At 72.9% G+C, this 13870-nt stretch carries 12 protein-coding genes; 4 read left to right on the forward strand and 8 right to left on the reverse strand.

The genetic code is table 11. From position 1 onward, the window contains the following. Window positions 1-210: 210 nt before the first annotated feature. From AB0J21_RS03250 to AB0J21_RS03260, 3 genes are all read right to left on the reverse strand, one after another. Complete coding sequence (locus AB0J21_RS03250; protein WP_363144037.1) at window positions 211-975, reverse strand: GntR family transcriptional regulator; 765 nt, start codon at window positions 973-975, stop codon at window positions 211-213. A 179-nt stretch (window positions 976-1154) separates the two neighbouring features. After that, window positions 1155-1820, reverse strand: a complete 666-nt coding sequence (locus AB0J21_RS03255) for a response regulator transcription factor (RefSeq protein ID WP_363144038.1) — start codon at window positions 1818-1820, stop codon at window positions 1155-1157. Then, entirely contained in the window at window positions 1817-3163 is a 1347-nt protein-coding gene (locus AB0J21_RS03260) for a histidine kinase (RefSeq protein WP_363144039.1), read from the reverse strand. The genes AB0J21_RS03255 and AB0J21_RS03260 overlap by 4 nt, the downstream gene beginning before the upstream one ends. Window positions 3164-3399: 236 nt before the next feature. Between AB0J21_RS03260 and AB0J21_RS03265 the strand changes: the two genes are divergently transcribed. The 3 genes from AB0J21_RS03265 to AB0J21_RS03275 all read left to right on the forward strand — a co-directional run bounded on the left by AB0J21_RS03265 (window position 3400) and on the right by AB0J21_RS03275 (window position 5997). Then, window positions 3400-3678, forward strand: coding sequence for a polyprenyl synthetase (locus AB0J21_RS03265; protein ID WP_363144040.1), 279 nt, complete (start codon window positions 3400-3402; stop codon window positions 3676-3678). Next, window positions 3668-4723, forward strand: coding sequence for a polyprenyl synthetase family protein (locus AB0J21_RS03270; RefSeq protein ID WP_363144041.1), 1056 nt, complete (start codon window positions 3668-3670; stop codon window positions 4721-4723). The genes AB0J21_RS03265 and AB0J21_RS03270 overlap by 11 nt, the downstream gene beginning before the upstream one ends. Window positions 4724-4833: 110 nt before the next feature. Then, entirely contained in the window at window positions 4834-5997 is a 1164-nt protein-coding gene (locus AB0J21_RS03275; RefSeq protein WP_363144042.1) for an oxygenase MpaB family protein, read from the forward strand. Window positions 5998-6030: 33 nt separating this feature from the next. Here AB0J21_RS03275 and AB0J21_RS03280 read toward each other — a convergent pair whose 3' ends face one another. From AB0J21_RS03280 to AB0J21_RS03295, 4 genes are read right to left on the reverse strand one after another with little or no spacing between them, the layout of a single operon-like run. Then, on the reverse strand, window positions 6031-8901 hold the full coding sequence (locus AB0J21_RS03280; protein ID WP_363144043.1) for a glycoside hydrolase family 2 TIM barrel-domain containing protein: 2871 nt from the start codon (window positions 8899-8901) through the stop codon (window positions 6031-6033). Between the two features lie 14 nt (window positions 8902-8915). Next, entirely contained in the window at window positions 8916-9737 is an 822-nt protein-coding gene (locus AB0J21_RS03285) for a carbohydrate ABC transporter permease (protein WP_363144044.1), read from the reverse strand. Beyond that, window positions 9734-10705, reverse strand: a complete 972-nt coding sequence (locus tag AB0J21_RS03290) for a sugar ABC transporter permease (RefSeq protein WP_363144045.1) — start codon at window positions 10703-10705, stop codon at window positions 9734-9736. Before AB0J21_RS03290 ends, AB0J21_RS03285 begins: the two co-directional genes overlap by 4 nt. Then, a complete protein-coding gene (locus AB0J21_RS03295) occupies window positions 10702-11988 on the reverse strand; it encodes an ABC transporter substrate-binding protein (RefSeq protein ID WP_363144047.1) in 1287 nt (428 codons plus the stop codon). The genes AB0J21_RS03290 and AB0J21_RS03295 overlap by 4 nt, the downstream gene beginning before the upstream one ends. 366 nt (window positions 11989-12354) lie before the next feature. On the opposite strand from AB0J21_RS03295, the gene AB0J21_RS03300 reads away from it, so the two are divergent. Then, window positions 12355-13326, forward strand: coding sequence for a LacI family DNA-binding transcriptional regulator (locus tag AB0J21_RS03300; RefSeq protein WP_363144048.1), 972 nt, complete (start codon window positions 12355-12357; stop codon window positions 13324-13326). Window positions 13327-13417: 91 nt separating this feature from the next. Here AB0J21_RS03300 and AB0J21_RS03305 read toward each other — a convergent pair whose 3' ends face one another. Next, window positions 13418-13840 (reverse strand): ribonuclease, encoded by a 423-nt coding sequence (locus AB0J21_RS03305; protein ID WP_363144049.1) that lies wholly within the window; start codon window positions 13838-13840, stop codon window positions 13418-13420. Window positions 13841-13870 lie beyond the last annotated feature (30 nt).

Consider the following 13870-nt stretch of genomic DNA (forward strand, 5'->3'; position numbering starts at 1 on the left):
TGGCTGCGTGGCGGCGCAGGCCGCCCCGACCGACCAAGTATCGTGCACGCGCCAAAAGGGCGTGCGCGGCGGGTCCCGGGGCGTACGGGCGGCACCGCCGAGTTGTAGCGGGGCGCGGCGGCCCGCGTCAATCGGTACGACGTCCCCGCCCGGGGCGCGAGCTTCCGTCCCCGGCCGGCCCGGGGCCAGGTACCCGGCGCATCGGCGGCCTCAGTGGCTGACCAGGAGCCGGAAGTCGAAGGAGTAGCGGCCGGCCCGGTAGGTGTGCGCTCCGTACTCGACCGGGCGCCCGGTGTCGTCGTACGTGGTCCTGCGCATGGTGAGCAACGCCGCACCGGGCGCTTCGTCCAGCTCCCCGGCCTCCTCGGGGGCGGCGACGGTCGCGCCGACGGACTGGCGGGCGCTGTGCAGGGTGATGCCGGCGGCCCGCATGAGCCGGTAGAGCCCGGTCGCGGCGAGCCGCTCGCTCTCCAGGGCCAGCAGTCCCGGCGGCAGGGCGTTGCGCATCCGGGCCAGCGGTTCGCCGTGCGCGAGGCGCAGCCGGTCCACGAGCTGGACCTCACTGCCCTCGGGCACAGCGAGGGCTGCGGCCGTCTCGGCGTCGGCGGGGCCCGTGACGATCGACAGGACGCGGGTCTCGGGCCGCTGCCCGGCGGCCTCCAGATCGTCGTAGAGGCTGCTGAGTTCCATGGGGCGCCGGACCTTGCTGTGCACGACCTGGGTGCCGACGCCCCGGCGGCGCACCAGGAGCCCCTTCTCGACGAGGGTCTGGATGCCCTGGCGGACCGTGGGCCGCGACAGGCCGAGCCGGGCGGCGAGTTCGATCTCGTTGCCGAGGAGGCTGCCGGGGGTGAGACTGCCGTCCTCGATGGCCGCCTCCAGCTGTCGCGCGAGCTGGTAGTAGAGCGGTACCGGACTGGAGCGGTCCACGCCGAGCGCGAGCGGCCCGCTCGGCTGCCTCACTGGTCTGGCCATGGGTCCCCCAAGGGTTCGGGCACGGGCCGAGGGTAGTGCGGCGGGGGCATGACGGGAAGCACGGAAGTCAGATTGTCCTGACATACGGCGGTGGTCTCGCTCCCTGACTGTCGGCGGGGAGCGAGACGGCCCCCGGACTGCCGGCCGGGGCCCGCCGCGCGGCCCGAACCGCCGCGCGCTCACCGCTCCGGGAGGTCGGCGTCGTACGTGAGCAGGGCGATCTGCACGCGGTTGTTGAGGCCGAGCTTGGCGAGCACGCGGGAGACATGGGTCTTGACCGTCGCGACGCTCATGTACAGCTCACCGGCGATCTCCGCGTTCGAGCCGCCCCGGCCCACCGCGAGGGCCACCTCGCGTTCGCGTTCGCCGAGCGAGGCGAGGTGCGCGCGGGCCCGTGCGCGGCGTGCGTGCGGGGCGGGGCCGGCCGCGACCTGGTCGATGAGCTGCCGGGTCACGACGGGCGAGAGGAAGGGTTCCCCCGCGGCGACCTTGCGGACGGCCTCGGCGATCCGCGCGGGCGGGGTGTCCTTGAGGACGAATCCGGCGGCGCCCGCGCGCAGGGCCCCTGCGACCTGTTCGTCGGCGTGGAAGGTGGTCAGGACGAGGACCTCGGGGGCCCCTGGCTCGGCGCGCAGCCGTTCGGTCGCGGTCAGCCCGTCCACGTCCGGCATGCGCAGGTCCATGAGGACGACGTCGGGGCTGAGGCGGCCGACGAGTTCCGGCACCTCGTTGCCGTCGGCGGCCTCGCCGACGATCTCCAGGTCCTCGGCGCCGCCCAGCATGAGCCGCAGCCCGGACCGGACGAGCGCGTCGTCGTCGACGAGGAGCAGCCTGAGCGGGTTCATGACGCCCACGGTAGCCAGGCCGAGAGCCGGAAGCCGCCCCCGGGCAGGGGTCCGTGGCCGGTCCGGCCGCCCGCCAGCGCGGCGCGTTCGCGCAGCCCGATGAGCCCCTGCCCGGAGCCGGGCACCGGCTCCACCCGTCCGGGCGGCGCGGGGTGGGTGATCTCCACGGACAGCCCCTCGCCCGGTCCGCCGTGCACGCGGACGGTGACCTCGGCACCGGGGGCGTGCTTGCGCGCGTTGGTCAGCCCTTCCTGCGCGACGCGGTAGACGTTGCGGCCCAGCGCCGCGGGCACGGCCGCCGGATCGGTGACCGCGACGTCCAGGACCACGCGCGCGCCCGCCGTCCGGCTCTCCTCGGCCAGCCGGCCGAGCGCGGCGAACGTGGGCTGCGGTCTGCCCTCCGCCCCGGGCTCCTCGCCGGTGCGCAGCACCCCGATGATCTGCCGCAGGTCCTGGAGCGCCTCGTGCGCGCTGTCCCGGATGACGCCGGCCGCGCGCCGCACCTCGGCCTGCGGGGCGTCGGGGCGGAACTCCAGCGCCCCGGCGTGCACGCTCAGCAGGCTCAGCCGGTGGGCGAGGACGTCGTGCATCTCGCGCGCGATGTCCTCGCGGGCCAGGCGCTGGGCGTGTTCGGCGCGCAGCGCCGCCTCGGCCTCGGCGCGCCGGGCCCGCTCGCGCAGCGACAGGACGAGCTGACGGCGGGCCCGCACGAACATGCCCCAGCCGATGACGGTGACGTGGATGAGGCACACGAACAGCACCGCCGCCCGCAGCGACAGGTCCGGGTCGGGCCGCAGGTAGTAGTGGGGCGCGGTGAGCAGGAGGGTGAGGCCGCCGATCCAGGCGACGTAGCGGAAGGGGCGGTGCACGGTGAGCGTGAAGAGGCTCACGACGGCCGCGCCGCCCGCGGTCTCGGAGAACAGTCCGGCCACGAGCATCGCGATCGCGAGACCCAGGGGCCACCGCCTGCGCAGCCACACGGCGCAGCAGGACAGCGCGCCGATCGCGATGTCGATGTCGCCGGAGAGGTCGGAGAGGTGCGGGTCGCGGGTCAGGGTGTCGAGCCCGAGGAAGCCGAGCAGGACCGCGAACAGGAAGCACAGGGTGTCGACGCACCAGTCCCGGGGGGTCCGCCGGAGCGGTCCGCCGAGCCCGGCGGGGTCCTGCCCGGGGCCGAGGACGGCGGAGGGCAGCAGCCACGGGTACTCCGGGCGCGTCCGCCCGCCGTCCGGGCTCCTGCTCGCGCGCGCGGCGCCGCCCGGCCGGGTCCACACCGGACGCCGGAGGCGCGCCGTCCGCCCGCGCTCGGGCTCGGCACGGGTCCGGGAGGTCGTTGCAGCCATGGTCGACAAATTTACGCACTCCTCGCCGCCCGCAGCCCCCGTACGGCGGAAGCGGATACCGAAGTCGGTGCGGAGGCTACTTAAGAAGGGGCGGCCGCCGCACGGACCGAGTCGTACGCCTCAGCGAGGGCTCACTCGTTGGTGAGTTCCGTGGCTCCCGGGCTCCGCGCGGCCTGACGCTGAGCGCAGCGGGCCAGGCAGGGGCCGCTCTCGACGCACGGCGGGTGGGGGACGGTATGGCCGGGGACGCGGAAGCCCGTGGTGGGCTGGACGGACAGGCGGTGCTGCTCGCGGCGGGGCTCGCGGATCTCGCGGTGAGCGGCCTCGGCTCCGCGTTCGGGGCGGTACGGGGCCTGCTGCGGCGCTCGGACGCCGCCGAACTGGCGGCCCAGGCCGAACGGGACCTGACGGCGCGCGGTCGCCTCGCGCTGGACCGGTACGCGAGCGCGCCGCCCGCGCATCTGGAGACGCTGGCCCGGCACGCGCTGGCCCGGCGGGCCGCCGATGACGCCTGAGCGGTGGGAACCGGTCGCCTTCAAGGCGCGTGTCGACGAGGTGCTCCGGCGTTTCGTCGCCGAGGAGGCCGGCCTGTTGTCGCAGGTCGATCCCGCCCTGGGGCCGGTGGCGGATCAGGTGGAGGGGGCGACGGCCTCCGGGAAACGGCTGCGCGCGGCGTTCTGCTACTGGGGCTGGCGCGCGGTGGGCCAGCCGGACAGCGAGGCGCTGCTGCGGGCGGCGGCCTCGATGGAACTGGTGCACGCCGCCGCCGTCGTGCACGACGACCTGATCGACGACAGCGCGCTGCGGCACGGGCGGCCGACCGCGCACGTGGCCCTGCGCGGCGCCGTCGCCCACCATCCGCAGCCCGCGGTCGCGGCCCGGGCTCTGGCGATGCTGGCCGGGGACCTGCTGATGTCGCTGGCCGGTCAGTTGTTCGTCGGCAGCGGTCTGCCCGCCGCCTATCTGGGCCGGGCCCGGCCGCTGTGGGCGGCGCTGGCGAGGGAGCTGATCGCGGGCGAGTGCCTGGAGATCCTGCACACCGGTGCCGCCCCGGACACCGCGGCCTCGCTGAAGGTCGTCCGCTACAAGACCGCCAAGTACACCGTCGAGCAGCCCCTGCTGATCGGCGCCGTCCTGGGCGGGGCCGATGGGCGCCTCCGTGACGGCTTCTCCGCTTACGGCCTGCCGCTGGGCGAGGCCTTCCAGCTCCGGGACGACCTGCTCGGGCTGTTCGGGGACCGGGAGGTGACCGGGAAGGCCGAGGACGACGACGTGCGCGGCCGACGCCCCACGGCCCTGCTCGCGGAGACCTGGCGGCTCGCCGGGGACGCCGATCGCGAACGGCTGCGCGCCCTGCTCGGGCGACGTGATCCGGACGGGGAGGCGCCGGCGGCCGTACGCGAGGTGATGCGCCGGGTGAAGGCGCCCGAGCGGGTCGAGGACATGATCGCGGCCCGGGTCGCCGAGGCGCTGCACGCGCTGGACGGACTGCGCCTGCCCGCGCCGGCCGCCGCCGCGCTCACCGCGCTGGCGTCCTCGGCCGCGGTCCGCCGTTCGTGAGCCCCGGCAGAAGCCTGTGCGCCTCCGGGGAGACCGGGGAGAGGCGCGCGCCCGGACGAGAACCGCGTGCCCCCGAGGGGGAGACACGCACCGAGAACAGGAGTGCCGCCATGACCTGCACCGAGTCATCGATGAACGCGCTGCGGCAGTCCGGCGACGAACTCGCCGACGCCACGGTCGCCACCCTCTTCGAGCGCGGGGAGGTCGGTACCTTCAACACCCTGATGCGCTACGTGTCCACCGCCGGGGCCCCGCTCCCGGACGGGCTGCCCGAGGTGGCCAGGGAGTACCTGCACGTCACGAGCGCCCCGCCGGCCTGGGTGGACTGGGAGGAGATGGAGAAGGCCCGGCTGTTCTTCGTCGACAACAACGTGCACATCTCCACGGCGCTGTCCTTCGCGTCCATGCCCGCCTGCTACGTCGTCCCGCACGTGGCGAAGCTGCTGTCGGCGACGCACGGACTGAAGTACCCGTCCAAGCGGATGGCGGAGACGGGGCAGTTCACCGTCTACCTGATGCGGCCCGACGCCTTCGAGGCCGGCAGCCGCTTCATCCCGGCCGCGCAGAAGGTCCGTCTCCTGCACGCCTCCATCCGCCTCCACCTCCAGCGCGAGAACCGCTGGGACAGCGCCGCGCTCGGCGTGCCGATCTGCCAGGAGGACCTGATCGGCGGGCAGATGTTCTTCTCGATGCTCGTCCTGGACAGCCTGCACCGGCTCGGCGTCCACATGTCCACGGAGGGCGCGGAGGCCTACTACTACGCCTGGCGCGTGGTGGGCGCGATGCTCGGTGTCGATCAGTCGGCCGTCCCGCAGAACCTGGAGGAGGCCCGCCGCTTCCTCGATTCGTACATGATCCGGCACATGGGCCCCTCCCCCGAGGGCGCCCACCTGACGCGGCAACTCCTCGACCTGTACGAGGAGATCGTGCCCGGCACGCTCCTCGACCCGGTCGTCGCGGCCCTCGTCCGCCATCTCGTCGGCGACACGTGCGCCGACTGGCTGGAGGTGCCCCGTACGCCGTTCGACACCCTCGTCAAGGCCGTACCGCACCTGCTCGGCGTGCTGGAGACCATCGAGGACCGCTCCCCGCTCGGCGCCTGGGCGCTGGACCGGCTCGGCCATCTGACCACGGTCCTCGAACTGTCCTCGCTCACCCGGGGGCGCGTCATGCACTACGCGATCCCCGAGCACCTCAAGAAGGACTACGGCGTCTCCTCCGCCCCCTCCCGTACGCGGCGCTGGACCCCGCCGGCCGCCACCGTCGGCCCGTGAACCGGTCCGGCGGGGCGGCGGCGGGGCGGCTGCTCAGCGGGCGGCCCGCAGCGGGGTGAAGGTGAGGTTCAGGCGCGCCGGACGGGCCAGGAGGCGGTGCGCGGGGAGCACCCCGGGCCCGCAGGAGGCGGAGCCCAGACCGTGCTGCGCCACGTCGAGGTTGAGCAGGATCACCTCTCCGGGAACCAGGTCGACGGTGTGCGCGGCGGCGTCCAGTTCTTCGCTGGTCCAGCGTCGCGCGGTGAAGTCGAAGACCGGTTCCCCGTCGACGCGCAGCCCGTCCCCGTCCGGCGAGGTCAGCAGCAGCCGGCGGGCGTCCGTGCGGTTGCCGTTCTCCTGCGGGTGGATGTACGGGGTTTGGAGCGCGTCGACGCGGCGGGTGTACCGGCCGATCCTGGCGGCCTGACGGCTGTCGGGGTACGCCTCCTCGGGCCCCGGGCCGAACCACTCGGCGGTGCCGAAGGACCCGGGCACGGCCATGCGCAGGCCGATCCTCGGGAGGGTGCACGGCCAGTCGCCCTCGGGGGTGACGTCCACCCGCAGCCGCAGCCGGTCCTCGTCCGCGCTCCATTCGTGGACGACGGACATGCCGAAGAACTGCCCGGCGGGTGCCACCCGGGTGCGCACGAGGAGGGAGTCCTCCCCGGGCTCGACGCGGCGGACACTGTGCTGGAGCCGGTCGAGCCCGGCCGCCCGCCACTGCCGTTCCTCGGACGGTTCGCCGCCGCGGTCGTTGTCGGTGGGCGCGCGCCACAGGTCCAGTCGGGGGCCCTCGACGGGGTGCCCGCCGATCGCGCGGAGCGCGCCGTCGACCGGGTCGAACTCACCGGGACCGAGGCGGAGGACGGGCCCGGCCACCAGGCGTGCGCCGCGGGCCTGCGGGGCGGGCGGCGCGGCGGGGGCGACGGGCAGCTGTCCCCAGCCGACGACGTGTCCCGCCGGTGCCCAGGGCGTGTCCTCGGCGAGTACGGCCCGGACGGTGAGCCAGCTCTCGCCGCGCACCGCGGGCAGTTCGGGCAGCGGCAGTGCGGTGTGCAGACCGGCCGGTACGGGCGCCACGGACAGGGTGCCTTCGGCGACGGCGACGCCCTCCTCCTCCAGGGTCCAGTGGAAGGCGAGGTGGCCGGTGTCGAGGAAGTCGTAGTGGTTGGACACCTCCATCGCCGCCCCGGCCGCCTCGATCCGGACGGGCTCGAAGACCTTGGCGAACTCGTGGAGTGAGGGCGAGGGTTCGCGGTCCGGGGAGACGAGTCCGTCGATGACGAAGGTGCCGTCGTGCAGCTCCTCCCCGAAGTCGCCGCCGTAGGCGAAGTAGGCGCGGCCCTGTGCGTCGGTGCGCCGGATGCCCTGGTCCACCCACTCCCACACGAGGCCGCCCTGGCAGCGGGGGTGGCGCTCGAAGAGTTCGCGGTACTCCAGCATCCCGCCGGGCCCGTTCCCCATGGCGTGTGCGAACTCGCACATGATGAAGGGCAGTTCGCGTCGGCGGGCGTTCTCGTCGAGCCCCTTGCCGATGCGGTCGACCTCCTCGTGGGAGGTGTACATGCGGCTGTGGACGTCGACGTACTCGCACGCGAGGTCGCCCTCGTAGTGGACGGGGCGGGAGGGGTCGCGTTCGTGGGTCCAGGCGGCCATGGCGGCGAGGTTGGCGCCGGTGTGGGCCTCGTTGCCGAGGGACCACAGGATGACCGAGGGGTGGTTCTTGTCGCGTTCGACGGTGCGGCGCATCCGGTCGAGGCAGGCCTCGGTCCAGCGGGGGTCGTCGGTGGGGTTGTCGCGCCAGCCGTGTTCGCCGAATCCGTGCGTCTCCAGGTCGCACTCGTCGATGACCCACAGCCCGTAGGTGTCGCACAGTTCGAGGAAGGCGGGGTCGGGCGGGTAGTGGCTGGTGCGCACGGCGTTGACGTTGTGCCGCTTCATGAGCCGGATGTCCTCCAGGGCGCTCTCGCGCGGCACGGCCCTGCCCAGGTCGGGGTGGAACTCGTGCCGGTTGACGCCGCGCAGCAGGACGCGGCGGCCGTTCACCTTGAGCAGTCCGTCCTCGACCACGACCGTGCGGAAGCCGACACGGGCCGGGACGCGTTCGGCGTGGCTGTGCACCACCGCCTCGTACAGGCGCGGGTGCTCGGCGCTCCACGGTTGCACGGAGGGGAGTTCGGTGGGCCGGCCGGGGGGCAGGTCGGTGACGCCCAGCTCGGGCACGCTCAGGCGTACCCAGGGGTCGGCGTCGAGCCGCAGGGTGCCCCGGCCGGTGCGGTGGTCCCAGTCGGCGTGGACGGTGTAGTCGCGTACGCCGCCCTCGGGCCGGGCCAGCAGGGTGACCTCGCGGAAGATGCCGGACAGCCACCACATGTCCTGGTCCTCCAGGTAGCTGCCGGAGGACCACTGGTGGACGCGGACGGCGAGCACGTTGCCGCTGGGGCGCAGCAGCGGGCCGACGTCGAACTCGGAGGGCAGCCTGCTGCCGCGGGTCACGCCCAGTTCACTCCCGTTGAGCCAGATCCGCCCGCAGGAGTCGATGCCGTCGAAGCGCAGGACGCAGGGCCCGGCCGGCCAGTCCTCGGGGAGGTCGAAGGTCAGGCGGTGGTCCCCGGTGGGGTTCTCGGAGGGCACCTCGGGCGGGTGGACCGGGAAGGGGTAGGTGATGTTGGTGTAGGCCGGGCTGCCGTGGCCGTGGAGTTGCCAGTGGGAGGGGACGGGCAGCTCGTCCCAGTCGTGGTCGTCGTAGTCCTCGCGTTCGACGCCCTGCGGTGCGGCGGCGAGCGAGGGCGACAGGCGGAAGCGCCAGGTGCCGCTCAGGCTGAGCGCGGGGGCGCCGGAGCGGAAGGCGGCGCGGGGCGGGAGCGCTCCGTGCCCGGGGCCGGGGTCCTCCACGTAGTCCGGCTTCGTCTGCGTGCTGGTCACGCTGGTCCTTCCTTTCAGCCCTTGAGGGCGCCCGCGGCGACGTTGCGGATGAAGTGCCGGGCGCCGAAGAGGAACAGGATGATCAGGGGCACGATCGAGACGAGCGTGCCCGCCATGACGACGCTGTAGTCCGTGACGTACAGCCCGTTGAGCTGGGCGAGTGCCACCTGGAGGGTGATGTGGTGCGAGTCGATGAGGACGACCAGCGGCCACATGAAGTCGTTCCAGGCGTTGACGAAGGTGAAGATGCCGAGGAACGCGAGCGCGGGCCGCAGGACCGGCAGTCCGATCCAGAGGTAGGTGCGGAAGAAACCGCAGCCGTCCATCCGGGCGGCCTCCAGCAGTTCGTCGGGGACCGAGCCGGCCGCGTACTGCCGCATCCAGAAGATCCCGAAGGCGTTGGCGGCGGCGGGCACGACGAGCGCCTTGAGGCTGCCGACCCAGCCGAAGTGGGCCATCAGGGAGAACTGCGGGATCGCGGCGAGCTGGGTGGGGACGACGAAGGTGGCGAGCAGCAGGCCGAACAGGATCTTGCTGCCGGGGAAGGTGTACTTGGCGAAGGTGAACGCGGCCAGCGAGTCGAAGAACAGCACCAGCAGGGTCGTCGCGATCGCCACGACCAGGGAGTTGGTGAGGGAGCCGAAGAAGTCGATCCGGGAGAAGACCTCGCCGATGTTGTGGAAGAGCTGACTGCCGAAGACGAGCTTCGGCGGGGTGGCGTACACGTCGGAGGTGTCGTTGGACGCCATCACCACGAGCCAGTAGTACGGGAACAGGGTCACCAGCGCGCCGACGACGAGCGCCGCGTACGTGAGTATCCGGCCGCGAGTGGTCATGCCCTCGGCTCCTTCCGTACGGTGCCGGCCCGCTCGGGCCGCTGCACGAGACGCCAGTTGAGGATGGAGAAGAGGACCACGACGAGGAAGATGCCCCAGGCGATGGCGGCGCCGTAGCCGAAGTCGTTCCCGCCGAAGGCCGTGTTGTAGAAGTAGAGGACCATGGTCAGCCCCGCGGAGCCCGGTCCGCCGCGGTTGCCGAGCAGGACCTGTGTCTCGGTGAAGATCTGCATGCCGCCGATCGCGGACATCACGACGGAGAAGAGCAGGACGGGCCGCAGCAGCGGCAGGGTGATCCGGAAGAAGGTCTGCACCGGGCCGGCCCCGTCGATGCGGGCGGCCTCGAAGACGTCCTTGGGCAGGGCCTGGAGCCCGGTCAGCAGGATGATCGCGTTGTAGCCGGTCCACCGCCACACGACCATGAGGGAGACGGCGCAGCGGATGCCCCAGGGATCGGTGAGCCAGGGGATCTCGCCGATGCCGAACAGGCCGGCCACCCAGTTGAGGATGCCGAACTGGCCGCTGAAGATCGAGCCGAACACGAGGGACATGGCGACCACGGAGGTCACGTTGGGCAGGAAGTAGGCGATGCGCAGCGCGCCCTTGTGGCGGATGGAGGAGTTGAGCCCGAGCGCCACGAGCAGGGCGAGCACGATCATCGGGACCGTCGACATCACCCAGATGATCAGGGTGTTGCCGATGGAGTGCCAGAAGACGGAGTCGGTGGCGAGGAAGCGGAAGTTCTCCAGGCCGACGTACTTCATCGGTCCGACGCCGTCCCAGCGCTGGAGCGCGAGGTAGAGCGAGTACAGCACCGGGTAGAGGCCGAAGACGGCGAAGAGGACGAAGAACGGGGCCACGGCGAGGTAGTGCGGCAGGTAGCGCCAGCGCCTGCGCCGCCGCACCGCGTCGGGGACGGGTGGGGTCCGGTCCGCGGGGGGTGCGGGGACGTCCTGCACGAGGGTCATGAGAGCACTCCCTGCCGGCGCAGCAGCCGTTCGATCTTGGTCCGGGCGTCCTTCCAGGCCCTTTCCGGTTCCTTGCCACCGAGTTCGACGTTGGTCAGCTCGTCGGTGTAGTAGTCGGTGATGTTGTAGTCGAGGGGCCCGAAGTACGCGTACCGCACCTCTTCGGCCACCTTCGAGAAGACCTGCATGGTCGACTGGCCGCCGAAGAACGGGTCGGGTGCCTGGAGCCGCCGGTCGGTGAAGGCCTTGGGGCTGACCGGGAACAGCCCGATGTCCAGGTAGTTCTGGGGCTGGTTCGCCGGGGACAGCAGCCAGCTGATGACCTGGAACGCGGCCTCGGGGTCCGGGCACGCGCTGGTGACGGCGAGGAAGGAACCGCCGCTGTTGCCCGCCCCGCCCGGGGCCCGGCACACGCGCCATTTCCCGGCGGTGCGGGGTGCGGCCTGCTTCATCTGGCCGGTGAGCCAGGACGGGCTGACGAGGGTCAGCTCCTGCCCGGTGTTCCACGCGGCGTGCTGGTCCACGGACTGCCCGCTGGACCCCTGGGAGCTGGCGAAACCGGAGGTGAGGCGCCGCTGTTGGGCTTCCACGGCCCGGTCCCAGGCGCGGCGCACGTGGCTCTGGTCGTCGAGGTAGTGGTCGTGGCGGTCGAAGTACTGCTGCGGTTCCTGGGACAGGGAGTACGTGAAGACCTTCGTGGTGTCGGTCACGAGGTAGCTGCCGGGCAGCTTCTTCTTGAGCTCCTCCCCGAGGTCGAAGTACTTCTCCCAGGTGCGTACGGCCGCGGCGACGTCCTCGGGCTCCGCGGGCAGGCCGGCGCGTTCGAAGCGGTCGTGGCGGTAGTAGAGCGCGACGGGGCCCGCGTCGAGCGGGAAGCCGAGCTGGAAGCCGTCGGGGGTCCGCCCCGCCTCCCACTTCCACGGCAGGTACTGCGAGGCCAGCTTCCCCGCCCCGAACGCGTTGAGGTCCACGAAGTGGTCCTTCTCGGCGAAGTACCGGGCCACGTTCACGTTGAGCAGGACGATGTCGGGCACGTAGGCCCGGCCGGCCAGGGCGGCCAGAAGCCGCTGGTTGAGGTCCCCGCTGACTTCCGAGGGGGAGAACTTGGCTGCGGGGAAGCGTCGTTGGGCCTCCCCGAGGAGCTTCTTGGACAGCCCGTTGTAGGAGTACCAGAGCGTCAGGCGCCCCGGGTCGGCCGTACGGGGGCTGGAGCAGGCACTGGCCAGCGCGGTCGTCCCCAGGGCGGCGGCGGTGTTCAGGAGCCTTCGTCGAGTGAGCGTCATCGAGCACCCTTCCCAAGCCATGAACGTTCCCGTGAACGTTCACGGGGACGGTCGGCAGTCTGGGGAGCGCGGCCGAAAGGTGTCAAGAGAGGTGACAGGAAAGGGCGGTGCCGGGCCGGCGGTCCGGAGGGCGTCGCCGCACCAGCACGCGGCGGGTGACCTGGAGGTCCGTCCTTCGCGAGGGCCCGCCGTGTCGCCTCGCGGGGGCCGGGAGGGTGCAGGGGCTGCGCACGGCCGGGGCGGCCGGATACGGTGGGTCGTCCAAGGCTGCCCGCAGGCGGCGTCCTTGGACGGTTTCCCGGCGCGCCGCGCCGCCCGAGGGTCCGGAGGTGGTCGGTGGTGGTGTCGGGTGCGGGGCCCCGCAGGGTGACGATCCACGATGTCGCGAGCGCGGCGGGGGTGAGCCGGCAGACGGTGTCACGGGCCCTCAACGACAAGGGCGAGATCGGCGGTTCGACCAAGCAGCGGGTGCTCGACGCCGCGCTCGCGCTCGGCTACCGGCCCAGCCGCTTCGCCCGGGGGCTGGTGCGACAGGACACCACCACCGTCGGTCTGGTCATTCCCGACCTGCTCAACCCGTTCTTCACCGAAGTGGCGGCCGCCGTACTGGAGTCGGCGCGCTCGCGGGGCTGGCAGGTCGTGCTGTACGACACGGCCGACAGCCCCGAGGAGGAGCTGCGGGCGCTGCGGGTGCTGGTCTCCCAGGTGGACGCCGTGGTGGGGTATCTCAGCGGGCCGGAGTCGGAAATCGAGGCGCTCACCCGGGGGCTGCCGGTGGTGCTCGTCGGCCGGGAGCTCGACGCCGCGCGGTTCAGCTCGATCAGGGTCGACGGGGAGGCGGGCATCCGCGCGGCGATCGCCCGGCTGGCGGCGGTCGGCCACCGCAGGATCGGCATGGTCGATCACGTCACGCGACCCGAACCGAGCGTGCGCTGTGCGTGGTTCACCCGGGCGCTGCGGGAACAGGGGCTGGACGAGGGGCCGGTGGTGCGTGCCCGGCAGTCCGTCGAGGGCGGCGAGGAGGCGCTGGGGGCCCTGCTGGCCGGCGATCCCTCGGTCACCGCGGTCTTCACGTACAACGACGTCATCGCCGTGGGGGTGCTGCGGGCGGCCCGGCGGCTGGGCCGGTCGGTGCCCTCGGAGCTGGCCGTGGTCGGCTTCGACGGGGTGCGGCTCGGCGCCTATCTGGAGCCGCCGCTCACCAGCGTCGCCCTGGACACCCGGTCACTCGCGGCGCTCGCCCTCGACCAGATCGGGCGGCAGCTGTCGGGGACCGAGCCGCTCGGGCCCCAGGACCTCGTCGTCCGGGCGGAGTTGCTGCCGCGCGAGTCGGCCTGAGCCACCCGCGCGGAGGGGCCGGGGAAGGTGGCGCCCCGCCCGCGCCGTGGTGCTGTGGGAGGTCGCGGGGCGGGGCGCCCGCTGGGGAGGGTCAGCAGCCGAAGTCGACGAGGTCGAAGCTCGCGTAGTGGTCGGAGGTGTAGTAGTCCTCCTGGGTCTTCGCACCGGTGACGATGCGTCGGGCGCCCCGGTCGGAGGAGCCGGGCGTCTTGACGGTGTACTCGTGGTAGTAACCGGTGGACTGGGACGGCAGGACGCCCTCGCGGTTCTGGAAGACGGTGCCGTCCTGCGGGTACGGGTAGGGGCCGCCCTTGGCGATCAGGCCGAGGGTGTCGTGGGCCTGGGCGGGCAGGTCGGAGGAGCAGATCTTCCCGACGGCGGCCACGGAGACGAGGGCCGAGTGCGAACTCGGGGCCGGGGCGGGGGCCAGGGCCTCGGCGGTGGCCGGGCCGCCGAGGAGGAGGGTGGCGGCGAGAGCGGTCAGGGCTGCGATGCGTGGGGGATGAATGCGCATGCCTCAACGATGACGCGCGTAGATGACCGC

The organism is Streptomyces sp. NPDC049954 (assembly GCF_040656295.1).
In the GTDB taxonomy this organism is placed as follows: domain Bacteria; phylum Actinomycetota; class Actinomycetes; order Streptomycetales; family Streptomycetaceae; genus Streptomyces.

What these genes read in the sequence shown, in the direction of transcription:
- AB0J21_RS03250 (WP_363144037.1), bottom strand. Translation starts at nt 975, where the DNA reads ATGGCCAGACCAGTGAGGCAGCCGAGCGGGCCGCTCGCGCTCGGCGTG.
- AB0J21_RS03290 (WP_363144045.1), bottom strand. Translation starts at nt 10,705, where the DNA reads ATGACCCTCGTGCAGGACGTCCCCGCACCCCCCGCGGACCGGACCCCA.
- AB0J21_RS03260 (WP_363144039.1), bottom strand. Translation starts at nt 3,163, where the DNA reads ATGGCTGCAACGACCTCCCGGACCCGTGCCGAGCCCGAGCGCGGGCGG.
- AB0J21_RS03275 (WP_363144042.1), top strand. Translation starts at nt 4,834, where the DNA reads ATGACCTGCACCGAGTCATCGATGAACGCGCTGCGGCAGTCCGGCGAC.
- AB0J21_RS03265 (WP_363144040.1), top strand. Translation starts at nt 3,400, where the DNA reads ATGGCCGGGGACGCGGAAGCCCGTGGTGGGCTGGACGGACAGGCGGTG.
- AB0J21_RS03285 (WP_363144044.1), bottom strand. Translation starts at nt 9,737, where the DNA reads ATGACCACTCGCGGCCGGATACTCACGTACGCGGCGCTCGTCGTCGGC.
- AB0J21_RS03255 (WP_363144038.1), bottom strand. Translation starts at nt 1,820, where the DNA reads ATGAACCCGCTCAGGCTGCTCCTCGTCGACGACGACGCGCTCGTCCGG.
- AB0J21_RS03295 (WP_363144047.1), bottom strand. Translation starts at nt 11,988, where the DNA reads ATGACGCTCACTCGACGAAGGCTCCTGAACACCGCCGCCGCCCTGGGG.
- AB0J21_RS03270 (WP_363144041.1), top strand. Translation starts at nt 3,668, where the DNA reads ATGACGCCTGAGCGGTGGGAACCGGTCGCCTTCAAGGCGCGTGTCGAC.
- AB0J21_RS03305 (WP_363144049.1), bottom strand. Translation starts at nt 13,840, where the DNA reads ATGCGCATTCATCCCCCACGCATCGCAGCCCTGACCGCTCTCGCCGCC.